Raw genomic sequence first — 11,952 nt, forward strand, 5'->3', positions numbered from 1 at the left:
AGCGAGACGCTCTATTGAATCAGTCTCCGTCCTACACCGGCGTATAGATCACGAGCTTCAGCGCGGGATCGTCGTTGGCCTGGAAGCTGGTGTGCTCGAAGTGCAGCACGCCTTTGGCCGGATGGTTCATGGTCTTGCGGCCCGAGATGGTGCTGCGGATGTCGTGCGCCTCCCACCATTTGACGAATTCCGGACTGCCCTCGCGCAGTCGCGTGAGCAATTCCGTGAAGGCGGGATCGCCGGCCCAGATGTCGTGGGTTGCGCGAAACATCGCCACCATGGCCTTGGCGACGTCCGCCCAGCCGGCGCCGTAGGATTTTCGCGTCTGCTTGTTGGTCATCATGAGGAGCAGCGTGTTGCGATCCTGCTCGGGCAATCGCCCGAAGGCGAAGACGTCCTCGGCCGCGTCGTTCCAGGCCAGCACGTCCCAGCGCCGGCCGGTGACGTAGGCCGGCTGGTGCAGGCTCTCGATCATCCGCTGGATCGGCGGCGGCACGATTTCGCGCGTGAACGCGCGCTTGTCGCCGTCGCGCGCCAGCGCCTTCAGGTGCGTATGCTCGGTCTTGCTGAGACGCAGCGCGCGGGCCAGTGCGTCGATCGTGGTGACGGACGGGCTGACGGTGCGGCCCTGCTCGAGGCGGATGTACCAGTCGACGCCGATGCCGGCGAGCTGCGCGACCTCCTCGCGACGCAGCCCCGCGGTGCGCCGGCGCCGGCTCATCGGAAGCCCGACGGTCTTCGGCGACAGCTTTTCGCGGCGGGACCTCAGGAAGTCGCCGAATTCAACCCGGCGTGGATCGGCCATGACGAGCGTCCTGCAATGGAGGGCCTGTGGAATACTAGGATAATACCAGGCCTTCCTGTCCCTTCCAAGGCGGCGCATAGGGCTTCACCCGACCTTGAGGTGAACATCATGAAAGCTGCCGTGCTCAAATCCTTTGGATCGCCGCTGGTGATCGAAGACGTTCCGGACCCAGCCATCGGCACCGGCGAGGTGATCGTCGACGTCGTCGCCACGCGCGTGCTGTCCTACATGAACGAGGTCCTCGACGGGACGCGCAATTATGCGCTCGACCTGCCGATCGTGCCGGGCCCCGGCGGCATCGGCCGGGTCCGCGCGATCGGTCCGGACGCGACCAGGCTTGCCATTGGCGACTGGGTGTTCTGCGACCCGACTGTGCGCTCGCGCGATGACTCCGTTGCGCCCGATATCGCTCTGCAGGGGCTGACCGCCGCCGGGCCCGGCGGCATGCTTCTGCAAAAGCACTTTCGCCATGGCTCCTTCGCCGAGCAGATGCGCCTGCCGACCGAGAACGTCAAACGCCTCGGCGCGATCACGTCGGAGGAAGCGACGCGTTGGTGCGCGCTGGGGACGCTGCTGGTGCCTTATGGCGGCTTCCTCGCTGCAAATCTTCAGGCCGGCGAGACCGTGCTGGTGAGCGGCGCCACCGGCAATTTCGGCAGCGCGGCAGTATCCGTTGCGCTGGCGATGGGCGCAGCCTGCGTGGTGGCGCCGGGCCGCAACGAAAAGATCCTCGCCGACCTCGTCCGTCGCTTCGGCGACCGCGTGAAGCCGGTCAGGCTCACCGGTAACGAGGACGACGACCGCGAGAGCATGAAGCGCGCCGCACCGGGCCCGATCGACTGCGTGTTCGACATCATGCCGCCTTCGGTGAGCCCGACCGTCGTGCGCGCGGCGGTCATGACGGTGCGCGCTTATGGCCGTGTCGTGCTGATGGGCGGCGTCGGCATGGCGGGCGGCGCGGGCCTAGAGCTGCCCTACCCCTGGATCATGCGCAACTGCATCAGCATCCACGGCGTCTGGATGTACCCGCCGGATGCGGCGAGCCGCCTGATTGCGCTGGTCCGCGCGGGGCTGCTGCGGCTCGACGCGTACGAGACCACGGCCTTCGACCTCGACCATGCCAACGCGGCGGTCGAGCACGCCGCCGCCAATGGCGGGCCGTTCAAATTGACCGTGATCAGGCCATGAGCCCTCAGGCGGCGGCCGAGCGCCGTCGCCGATTTTTCTGTCAGTCCCGCCAAGCACTTGGCTACTGTGCATGGGGTTGTTTTCGCAATTCTGCTAGTCGAGTTCGACCACCTGGCCGTTCGAGAGCGAGACGCGCCGGTCCATGCGGCCGGCGAGCTCCATGTTGTGGGTCGCGATCAGCATCGACACCCGAGTCGCCTTGACCAGCTGCATCAGAGCCTGAAACACGTGATCCGCCGTGTGCGGGTCGAGATTGCCGGTCGGCTCGTCCGCAAACAGCACGCGCGGCGCGTTGGCGACCGCACGCGCGATCGCAACACGCTGCTGCTCGCCGCCGGACAGCTCAGCCGGGCGGTGGGTGATGCGGTCGCCGAGGCCGAGATAGCCCAGGATCTCCTTGGCGCGCTTGACGCTCTCGGACTTCTTCAGGCCGCGGATCATCTGCGGCAGCATGACGTTCTCGAGCGCCGAGAACTCCGGCAGCAGCCGGTGCGACTGGTAGACGAAGCCGATGTCGGTGCGGCGAAGCTGCGTGCGCTCGATGTCGGGCAGCTGCGAGGTCGGCACGCCCGAGACATAGACCTCGCCGGAATCGGGCGCTTCGAGCAGCCCCGCGATATGCAGCAGCGTCGACTTGCCCGAGCCCGACGGCGCCACCAGCGCGACGGATTGGCCTGCCCACAGCGCCAGATTGGCTCCGTCGAGGATCGTCAGCGGCACCTCGCCCTGCAGGTACTGCCGCTTTATCTCGTGGAGATAAATGACCGGTACATCTTCCGCCCCCTGCTGCTGCTCCATCAGCCCCTCACTCGTACCGCAGCGCTTCGACGGGATCGAGGCGCGCGGCGCGCCACGACGGATAGAGCGTCGCCAGGAACGACAGCGTCAGCGCCATGATGACGACGGCCGTGGTCTCGCCCACGTCGATCTCGGCGGGCAGTTTCGACAGGAAATAGAGTTCCGGCGAGAACAATTCGGTGCTGGTCAACCAGGACAGGAATTGCCGGATCGATTCGATGTTGAGGCAGATCACCAGGCCTACGAAGAAGCCGACCAGCGTGCCGACCACGCCGATCGAGGCGCCCGTGATCAGGAAGATCCGCATGATCGATCCCTGCGAGGCGCCCATCGTGCGCAAGATCGCGATGTCGCTGCCCTTGTCCTTCACCAGCATGATCAGGCCGGAGACGATGTTGAGCGCGGCGACCAGCACGATCATCGTCAGGATCAGGAACATCACGTTGCGCTCGACCTGGAGCGCATTGAAGAAGGTCGAATTGCGCTGCCGCCAGTCGACCAGGAACACCGGCCGACCCGCCGCCTCCGTCACCGCCTTGCGAAAGGCATCGATCTTGTCGGGGTTGGTGGTGAACACCTCGATCGAGGTCACGTCGTTGCTGCGGTTGAAATAGGCCTGCGCTTCAGCCAGCGGCATGAACACGAAGCCGAGATCATATTCGGACATGCCGATCTCGAACACGGCGACGATCTTGTACGGCTTGATCCGCGGGGTCGTGCCCATCGGTGTGACCGCGCCCTTCGGCGCCACCAGCGTCACGCTGTCGCCGGCATGCAGCGACAGCTGGTCGGCGAGACGGCGGCCGATCGCGACGCCCTGCCCGTCGTCAAAGCCTTCGAGCGAGCCCTGCTTGATGTTCTTGGCGATCGAGGTGAGGTTGTTTAGATCGTCGGAGCGGATGCCCCGCACCAGGACGCCCGAGGCGTTCCATGGGGACGACGCCAGCGCCTGACCGTCCACGACGGGCGCCGCGAGGCGGATGCCCTCGACCTGACTGATGCGCTCGGCTACGTCCTTCCAGTCGGTCAGCGGCGATTCCAGTGGCTGGACCAGGATGTGGCCGTTGAGCCCCAGGATCTTGTCGAGCAGCTCTTTGCGGAAGCCGTTCATCACGGCCATGACGATGATCAGCGTCGCAACGCCAAGCATGATGCCGAGAAAGGAGAACCCGGCGATGACCGAGATGAATCCCTCCTTGCGCCGCGCCCGCAGATAGCGCGCCGACAGCATCCACTCGAATGGCGCAAAAGGCGCAGTTTGCACGGTTTCGGTCATGGTCTCATCCATCGCTCGATAATCCCATGATTCGGGGTCAATTGTGGCCGGATTGGCGGCCGCGATCTCGGGCGATGAACAATATTCAGCCGACCAGCCGGGCAATCGCGTCGGCAGGCGACATGGTCTCGCGCGCGCCGTCGCTGCGTCGCTTCATCTCGACCTTGCCGTCGGCTAGCCCCTTCGGCCCGATCATGATCTGCCAGGGGATGCCGATCAGGTCGGCCGCGGCGAATTTGGCGCCAGCGCGCTGATCGGTGTCGTCGTAGAGCACGTCGACGCCCTTGGCCGCGAGTTCGGCGTAGAGCTTCTCGCAGGCCGCGTCGACGGCCGCATCGCCTTGCTTGAGGTTGAGAATCGACACGCGGAACGGCGCGACGGCCTCCGGCCATTTGATCCCGGCATCGTCATGGCAGGCCTCGATGATGGCGCCGAGTAGGCGCGAGACGCCGACGCCATAGGAGCCGCCATGGATCGGCACGTCGACACCGTCGGGGCCCGCCACCAGAGCCTTCATCGGCTCGGAGTATTTGGTGCCGAAATAGAAGATCTGCCCGACCTCGATGCCGCGGGTGTTGACCCGCTTGTCCGCGGGCACCTCCCGCTCGAAGCGCGCGGCGTCGTGGACGTCCTCCGTCGCCGCATAGAGCGAGGTCCATTGCTTGATGATCGGCGTCAGGTCGCCCTCATAATCGACATCCTCGCCCGGCACCGGCAGGTCCAGCACGTCGCGATTGATGAAGACGCCGGATTCGCCGGTTTCGGCAAGCACGATGAACTCGTGGCTGAGATCGCCGCCGATCGGGCCGGTCTCGGCGCGCATCGGGATCGCCTTCAGCCCCATCCGCGCAAAGGTGCGCAAATAGGCGACGAACATCTTGTTGTAGGCAACCCGCGCCGCGGCCTCGTTGAGGTCGAAGGAATAGGCATCCTTCATCAGGAACTCGCGGCCGCGCATCACGCCGAAGCGCGGACGCTGCTCGTCGCGGAATTTCCATTGGATATGATAGAGATTCAACGGAAGGTTCTTGTAGGACTTGACGTAGGCGCGGAAGATCTCGGTGATCATTTCCTCGTTGGTCGGCCCGTACAGCAGCTCGCGCTTGTGGCGGTCGGCGATGCGCAGCATCTCCGGGCCATAGGCATCGTAACGGCCGCTCTCGCGCCAGAGATCGGCGAGCTGCAAGGTCGGCATCAATACCTCGATCGCGCCGGACCGGTCCTGCTCCTCGCGCACGATCTGCTCGATCTTCTTCAGCACGCGGAAACCGAGCGGCAGCCAGGCATAGATGCCGGCGGCCTCCTGCCGGATCATGCCGGCGCGCAGCATCAGTCGATGCGAGACGATCTCCGCCTCTTTCGGATTTTCCTTCAGGATGGGCAGAAAGAACCGCGACAACCGCATGGTAATACTCTGGGAATCAGTGATCGTCCGCAGTGAAACCGGATTGAGAGCGAAAATACAAGGCCGGGAATGAGGAAAAGCCGCTAACGCAGCGAAATTCCTTGTCATTTTTCCGTCGGCTTCAGATTCAGCTTGAGGCGTTGCTTGCGAAGGCGGCGTTCCAGGGAGCGACCGTCACGAAAACCGGCAGCGGCGCCCGGCAAGATCGCGGCCTCCAAGGAATGAGCGCCACATGCGCACCGCTCGCGAAGCTGGCAATGAAGAGCAGCGTCGCGAGCGCAGCGGACACATCAGTCTTCTGACAGGAGATTCACGCCAGGCGCGGACGCCTTGACCTCACGCGAATGCCCTGCCCCCTCAGGCGGGATTTCGATCCAGCGGCTGACGCCGGTCTCGCATTGCTTCGGCTCCCGGGGAGCCCGGATCCGTCTCATTTCATCTTCATTCCCGAGTGATCCGGCATTTTCTTCATGTCCATGTGACCCGAGTGCCCCGCATCGCCGGGCGCCTGCGCGCCGACGCTCTGGACGTCGAGAGAAACGGCGACCTTGCCGGCTTTCTCGAATTGCAGCGTCACGGGCACCTTGTCGCCCTGCTTGAACGGGCCCTTCAGCTCCTGGAGCATCAGGTGATAGCCTCCAGGCGCGAACTTCACCGTCTTGCCGGGATCGATCGCAAGCCCCTTGTCGAGCGGGCGCATCTTCATCACGCCGTTGTCCATCGCCATCTCATGGATCTCGGCCTTCCCAGCGATATCGGCGGAGACGCCGATCAGCCTGTCCGCCGCCGCGCCCTTGTTCTCGATGATGAGATAGCCGCCGGCGACCTTGGCGCCGCCCGGCGTCGCACGGCTCCACGCCTGCGAGATGACGAGATCGCCCGCCTTGACGTCGTCGGCGATCGCCGGTGCTGCGCAGAGTGCAAGAGCGAACGCAGCGAGCAGCACATCTTTCAACCTTGTCTTCATATCGGTATTCCCTTTGCAGACTGAACTTCAGTGTTTCGAGAGTTGCTGTGCCGACCATTGTTCCAGATCGGAAGTTTCGGCGGAGCCCTCGATGGTCGTGATGATTCCGTCGCGAGAGATGAGCATCGTCCTGGGGATGTCGCCCTGCCAGGCAGGATCGATCTCGAACCGCAAGCGCTCGACAAAGCCGTCGTTGAAGATGAAGTTCTCGGTCGACGACAGCCCCGCCTTGTCGAGCATCGATTGCGTCGCGGCCGGCAGGTTCGGCACGAGGTCCGCGCTGACGGTGACGACATCGATTTCGGGATGGTACTTCGCAAATTTCCCGAGCAACGGCAGCTCGACCTTGCAGGGCCCGCAGGTCACACCCCAGAAATGCACGAGCGTCGGACGACCTGCATGCCCCCTCAGCACGCCTTGCCAGGTGCCGCGTTCGAACGGTTTGAGGCCAGGAGGCGATCCCAGGGCAGACGCCGATGCGACCAGGATACCCAGACCTAGAATAGCTGCAAATCGACGTCTCATGGTTGGTCCTCGATCGCTGTGAGGCGGTAGCCATCCGCTTTCGTCATCCATGACAGGTAGACCTGTCCGCCATTGGAGACGAGCAAGGGATGGTCGGAAGTGTCGGTCGTGCTCGATATCGCCTTCGGCGACGACCAGGTCTCGCCATCGTCCTGAGAGATCGTCATCTGGACCGTTGTCTTTTCGCCATCGAACTCCTTCCACACCATCACCGTCTCCGCCGGGCCCGCGAGCACGAAGGGACGCGTCGGATTGCGGTCCGGCCGCCCCAACGCCATCGGCGCAGAGAACGTGTGACCTTCGTCGCGCGAGTGGGCGTAGAACAATCCCTTACGTGCCTTTCCGTTCGTGTACCAGGCGACGTGGTAGGCTCCGTTCGGCGTAACGGTGAGGCTCGGGCCGTGGTGCGGGCAGGCATTGATCTGCCAGTCGTCGTTGCTGACCCTATGGATTTTCCCTGGCGTCGAGACGTCGATGAACGTCATGATCGCGTGGTCGCGTACGCCCCCGTCGAATATGTTTCTGAAGATCACGGCCGGCCGCCCGGGCGCCGCGAACGTCAGCCCCAATCGGCAGCATTCGCAGGTGCCGTCACGTGCGAGACTGGCGTCGGCGTAGGTGGCGCCGCCATCGCGGGATGACGAAAAGAACAGCGCTGCTCCCTCATATTTCCGTCCCGCCTCTCTTGCGGGAACACGATTGCGCTTGTCGAGCCAGGCTGCGAAAACCGTTCCATCCTGATCGAGCGCCAGCGCTTCGAAACGCTGGCTCTCATTGCTTGCGGTGATGGGCTTCAGCTCCGCGAAGCTCTTTCCGCCATCGGTCGAACGCGTGTAGAGCACCTGGCCGTTGAAGGCTTCGTCCCTGAAGATCGAGAACGCAACGACAATGCCGCCCTTGCGATCGACCACGATCTTCGGCCGCGCATCCGGTCCCCAATCGAGGTTCAGCCGCTTCGTCGTGACCTGGACGGGGACCGAAAAATTGCGGCCCGCATCCTGCGAGCTCGCGACCGAGACCTGCCCTCCCGCCATCCAGACCAGCCACAGCGTTCCGTCCGGAGCAAATGCGGGCGTCGCCTTGGTTGCACAGCGCAGCGTCGGCTCCTCACACGCCGCTTCGGACGCATGCGGAGCCCGCATCTGTCCGAGCGCAGCACCTTGCAAGAATGCGAGTGCGACGATCCCGAGCAAGCCAGTTCGGATCATGGCCCTACTCCCTTCAAGAGCCCGGATCATTTGAACGCCACCTTCATACCTGCAACAAAGGTGCGCGGCGAGCCCGCATAGATCGATCCCGTGGTGTTTGCGAGCACACTCGCAGGATTTTGAAGGCCAGCCGCCGTCACCGTGTTGGCGATGTTGTTTGCCGAAGCGATGTAGGTGCGGTCGAATACGTTCCTGACCTCGAGAAAAAGATTTAGCGATCTGAAGGTGTCCGACACCAGATCGGCCTTGTAGTGAACGTTCAAATTGACCAGCTCATAGCCGGGCGCCTTCAGCAGATTCGCATTGTCCATGTAGAAGGAGTCCTTCCACTGGAGTTCGACAAAACCTCCGAGGCCCGCAAGCGGCCCGGCGAACTCGTCGTAGCCAATTCGAGCCGTCAGCTCGTTGGGGGAGATGCCAGGAATCTTGTTGCCTGCCCGGTTGAAGCTGAACACGGCGCCATTGGTGATGTTCTCGACATATTCGGTGTAGACCTCGTCGAGATAGGTATACGCCGCCATGAACCGCCAGCCTGGATAGAACTTCCAGTCGGCGGCCAGCTCTATGCCGCGGTGCTCCGACCGTGGCGCGTTGAACGTATAGGATATGCCGGAGATCGGTGTCGCCTGACTGACGATCTCGTTGCGGAAGAACTCGTAGAATCCGGTCGCGCTGAGCTTGAGCGTGTTGTTCGGAGTCCAATCGAAACCAAGGTCGTAGCCTAGATTCTTCTGAGTTTGGAGCTGCGTATTGTTGCCCGACAAACCCGTCGGAAGGACGAAGAGGTTCGAAACCTGCGGAGTGCCGTATCCCGTGGCAACTCGTCCGCGGAAGAGCCATTCGTTGTTGAGATTGTACAGAAGCGCCAACTCTGGCGCAGCATTTTGAAACTGCCGGTCCGCGGTCGTCAGGGTTGTCGTGGTGATGCCGGTCGGACCCGCGTATGCATACGCGGTGTTTGTCCCCTTCAGTAGGGTGGTCTCCCAACCAATGCCGGCGACCGCCGTCAGCGAGGTCGTCAGCCTGAGTTCCTCCCTGGCACGCACACCATAGTTGGTCGTTTCGCTGAAGAGATTGCTCGAGAGCCTGCCGAGGGTGGCATTGCCCCCCGGCATCACATTTCGCGTATCACTCGACGCCGTCAGGGTATTGTAGAAGGCGCCGAAGAACGCGGTCGACTCCATTCCGAGAATCTCGCCGCGCTTGGTGAGATCGCTCATGTAGTTGTACGACGGAAAATCTCCGATTGAGCTGGTCTGTCCGGTCGGCTGGCTGATGTTCCTGTCGTCGAACACGAACTGGTTGCGCCAGGTCATCGTGTTGTCGAAATCGTGCTCCCATCGACCGCCAACGATGGTGCGGCGATCGTTGCGGCCGAGCCCGGCCTGCAGGGCCGTCTCCGTGTCGGTTCCGGCAGTTGCGTTGAAGCCGTTGTTGAACAGCCTGACCGTACCGCATCCCGGCGCGGCGGTGGCACATCCCTGCTGGAACGGGTTGAGGTCGTACTGGTTCAGCGACTGCCGGATCGGCAACCGCGTGCTGAGATCATTGTTGATGATTTTGACCGTGAAACGATCGTCGGGCGTCGCCTTCAGCGTGCCGAGGAAGTTGACCGTCTGCGTATTGAACCAGCTGTTGCCGATGTAGCCGTCGCCCCGCACGTCGCTTGCGAACAGCGAGCCCTCGAAATTCCCGACCTTCTTGCCGGCCGCCATATAGTTGTTGAGGTAGCCGTAACTGCCGCCGTCGACGCCATACTCGACGCCATCGATCGTGCCGCCGGGCCGTGTCCGAAAATTGAGCGCGCCGCCGGTCGCGTAGTTGCCGTAGAGCGCCGACGACGGGCCGCGGATCACGTCGATTGCGCCATAGGCGTGGGGATCGGTGAGGTCGCTCCGCGACAGGCCGTCCGGCTGCGTCACCGGGAAGCCGTCCTCGAAGATCACGAGATTGCGGATGGCGAAGCCGTTGCGGGCATTGGAGCCACGAATCGAGATTCCGAAATCACGGGGACCATTCCCCTGCTTGATTGAAATGCCCGGGCTGTCGCGCAAGACGTCACTGACCGAAAACGCCGGGCGATTGTCGAACTGGCTGCGATCGATGGTCGTCGCGGTCTGGCCGGCCGGCGACTGATTGAGACCAGCCCGCGCTGCGCCGGTAGACGCGGCCAGGTTTTGGGCCGGCGCGCCGGCGGTCGCGTTCTGCGCAACGCGTCTGGCTGCGCGTCCCGCCGAAGCTGAGCGCAGTCGCGACGGCCGGGTGATTGGTTTGGGACGCGAAGGCTGCGCCGCCTCAACGGTCACCGCGGGAAGCGCTTCCGAGGCACCCTGGGCCAGCGCGTCTGAGCCGATCGAGGACACCAGCCCGCAAAGCACGGGCAAGCTCGCGCGGCTGATCGCACGAATGCGTAACATCTCTTGAATTCCTGACATCCGGCACGTCGGCCGGTCCATTGAGCACGCCATCGGCACGGCAACGGCGCGCGCCAATGGTTCGGTTTGTCGCTACGTCAGGAAAATTGAGGAGGTGCGCGAGCCTGGGCGCTCGAGCCCTTGTAAGCGGCGATGGCGGACACATTCGCCGCGAGCCACACCATACGTTCGGCGTGACGGAAGGGAGTGGCGAGAGCAACCTGCGGCGGCGAATCGAGCGTCGCGTTGGCCTGAGCCAGGCAACAGAGGGCGCATGCGCCGGCATGCGCGGTCGGATCGTTCGGACCGCCGCCCTGCTCGCTCGCGCTGTGGCAGATGACGGCGGCGGAAAACGGATCGGCCATAGCCTGGCCGGCCGCCCAGCACGCGGCAATCGGCGCCAGCACCTGCATCACCAGGGCGAGCAGGACGATGGGTAGGAATTTCTGTAGCCGAGCGCGCATCCGCCGAACCATTCGTTCGTCAGTCAACTAAACACTGCGATCAGGGCCGAGTCGAGGTCAGTTCCGCCGCCTGCTTGGCCCAGCGCAAATTTCTCGAAGACTGTGGTCGGCGCGCTCCACCGCCGCCGGTTCGCGATTTGAGGCAGGGAGACCCATCCTGCCTGTCCACAAATTTCTTAAATTTGTCATATATTTAGGTAGCCTGAAGCTCGATCGTTTCTTCAATTGCTCGAATTTTGAACATTCGTTGCCGAAAATGATGACAAGTGAGAAAAGTTGATCTAGCATCCCCCTTGCTCAGGCTCGCCGCGAGGTCGGAGTCTGGTGGTCCAAGTCTCGGGAGGAGCCCCTGGCGCGCAAAACGCAGCGTCGCCCCGTCAATCAAGAGCAAATCTTAGAATCGGGGATAATAGGGTCGACACAATTTTCGAGCGGGGCCAGGGCCCCGCTCTTTTTTTACCCGCGCGGCTGAACTGCCGATGAACGTGGCCTCTCATCCAATCCTGGACACCGCGCGGCGATCACACCCCGCCCGCTTACCAACGTCTGTTCGAGCCGCATGCGCAAGCGCAGGCGATGTTCCGCTCGAAGCCAGCGAGTTGGCGAGGGATCGATGCTCGCATTGACGATCGAAGCGATCTTCGACTTCGCCGGTGAGCGCCGCGGGCATTTCTGGCCGATCGCCTGCGAGGTCGCCTTGCATGATGCTTACGGCGCGCCGCGCAGCTGTTCATCGCGTTCTTCGCCGTCGTCAGGGATACGCTCCGCGATCTGCTTGACCATGAATGGACGCCCGAAATCGCGCGGGCCTGGGATAGAGTGCTCGCGGATATCGACGCGTTCGCCGCCGCTCCGGCCTGACGCTTTGCGCTGCACCAACCCTGGCTTGCTGCGATCTCGCG

11 protein-coding genes are annotated in these 11,952 nt (G+C 63.3%); 1 reads left to right on the forward strand and 10 read right to left on the reverse strand.

Annotated elements, in window-relative coordinates; all coding sequences use genetic code 11:
• Positions 1–31: 31 nt before the first annotated feature.
• Positions 32–805 (reverse strand): helix-turn-helix transcriptional regulator, encoded by a 774-nt coding sequence (locus ABIG06_RS32820; RefSeq protein WP_370140054.1) that lies wholly within the window; start codon positions 803–805, stop codon positions 32–34.
• 108 nt (positions 806–913) lie between these two features.
• On the opposite strand from ABIG06_RS32820, the gene ABIG06_RS32825 reads away from it, so the two are divergent.
• Positions 914–1,993: a zinc-binding dehydrogenase gene (locus tag ABIG06_RS32825; RefSeq protein ID WP_370140055.1), complete on the forward strand. Its 1,080-nt coding sequence runs from the start codon at positions 914–916 to the stop codon at positions 1,991–1,993.
• A gap of 93 nt (positions 1,994–2,086) precedes the next feature.
• Here the strand turns inward: ABIG06_RS32825 and ABIG06_RS32830 are convergent, their stop codons facing one another.
• From ABIG06_RS32830 to ABIG06_RS32870, 9 genes are all read right to left on the reverse strand, one after another.
• A complete protein-coding gene (locus tag ABIG06_RS32830; RefSeq protein WP_370140056.1) occupies positions 2,087–2,791 on the reverse strand; it encodes an ABC transporter ATP-binding protein in 705 nt (234 codons plus the stop codon).
• Between the two features lie 7 nt (positions 2,792–2,798).
• Entirely contained in the window at positions 2,799–4,079 is a 1,281-nt protein-coding gene (locus tag ABIG06_RS32835; RefSeq protein ID WP_319337217.1) for a lipoprotein-releasing ABC transporter permease subunit, read from the reverse strand.
• 73 nt (positions 4,080–4,152) lie between these two features.
• A complete protein-coding gene (proS, locus tag ABIG06_RS32840; protein ID WP_370140057.1) occupies positions 4,153–5,472 on the reverse strand; it encodes a proline--tRNA ligase in 1,320 nt (439 codons plus the stop codon).
• 430 nt (positions 5,473–5,902) lie between these two features.
• The gene (locus ABIG06_RS32845; protein ID WP_370140058.1) at positions 5,903–6,439 is read right to left on the reverse strand and encodes a copper chaperone PCu(A)C; all 537 of its coding nucleotides are present in this window, start codon (positions 6,437–6,439) and stop codon (positions 5,903–5,905) included.
• 27 nt (positions 6,440–6,466) lie between these two features.
• Complete coding sequence (locus ABIG06_RS32850; RefSeq protein WP_370140059.1) at positions 6,467–6,964, reverse strand: TlpA family protein disulfide reductase; 498 nt, start codon at positions 6,962–6,964, stop codon at positions 6,467–6,469.
• A complete protein-coding gene (locus tag ABIG06_RS32855; RefSeq protein WP_370140060.1) occupies positions 6,961–8,172 on the reverse strand; it encodes a sialidase family protein in 1,212 nt (403 codons plus the stop codon). The genes ABIG06_RS32850 and ABIG06_RS32855 overlap by 4 nt, the downstream gene beginning before the upstream one ends.
• A 26-nt stretch (positions 8,173–8,198) precedes the next feature.
• Complete coding sequence (locus ABIG06_RS32860; protein WP_370140061.1) at positions 8,199–10,589, reverse strand: TonB-dependent receptor family protein; 2,391 nt, start codon at positions 10,587–10,589, stop codon at positions 8,199–8,201.
• Between the two features lie 95 nt (positions 10,590–10,684).
• Positions 10,685–11,050: a DUF2946 family protein gene (locus ABIG06_RS32865; protein ID WP_370140968.1), complete on the reverse strand. Its 366-nt coding sequence runs from the start codon at positions 11,048–11,050 to the stop codon at positions 10,685–10,687.
• Positions 11,051–11,758: 708 nt separating this feature from the next.
• Complete coding sequence (locus ABIG06_RS32870; protein WP_370140062.1) at positions 11,759–11,929, reverse strand: hypothetical protein; 171 nt, start codon at positions 11,927–11,929, stop codon at positions 11,759–11,761.
• Between the last annotated feature and the right edge of the window lie 23 nt (positions 11,930–11,952).

Source organism: Bradyrhizobium sp. USDA 326, from assembly GCF_049739485.1.
Taxonomy (GTDB): domain Bacteria; phylum Pseudomonadota; class Alphaproteobacteria; order Rhizobiales; family Xanthobacteraceae; genus Bradyrhizobium.

Excerpts from the sequence above, each read along its gene's own strand:
- ABIG06_RS32825 (WP_370140055.1), top strand. The coding sequence starts at position 914 with ATGAAAGCTGCCGTGCTCAAATCCTTTGGATCGCCGCTGGTGATCGAA.
- proS (WP_370140057.1), bottom strand. The coding sequence starts at position 5,472 with ATGCGGTTGTCGCGGTTCTTTCTGCCCATCCTGAAGGAAAATCCGAAA.
- ABIG06_RS32835 (WP_319337217.1), bottom strand. The coding sequence starts at position 4,079 with ATGGATGAGACCATGACCGAAACCGTGCAAACTGCGCCTTTTGCGCCA.
- ABIG06_RS32855 (WP_370140060.1), bottom strand. The coding sequence starts at position 8,172 with ATGATCCGAACTGGCTTGCTCGGGATCGTCGCACTCGCATTCTTGCAA.
- ABIG06_RS32860 (WP_370140061.1), bottom strand. The coding sequence starts at position 10,589 with ATGTTACGCATTCGTGCGATCAGCCGCGCGAGCTTGCCCGTGCTTTGC.
- ABIG06_RS32845 (WP_370140058.1), bottom strand. The coding sequence starts at position 6,439 with ATGAAGACAAGGTTGAAAGATGTGCTGCTCGCTGCGTTCGCTCTTGCA.
- ABIG06_RS32850 (WP_370140059.1), bottom strand. The coding sequence starts at position 6,964 with ATGAGACGTCGATTTGCAGCTATTCTAGGTCTGGGTATCCTGGTCGCA.
- ABIG06_RS32830 (WP_370140056.1), bottom strand. The coding sequence starts at position 2,791 with ATGGAGCAGCAGCAGGGGGCGGAAGATGTACCGGTCATTTATCTCCAC.
- ABIG06_RS32865 (WP_370140968.1), bottom strand. The coding sequence starts at position 11,050 with ATGCGCGCTCGGCTACAGAAATTCCTACCCATCGTCCTGCTCGCCCTG.
- ABIG06_RS32820 (WP_370140054.1), bottom strand. The coding sequence starts at position 805 with ATGGCCGATCCACGCCGGGTTGAATTCGGCGACTTCCTGAGGTCCCGC.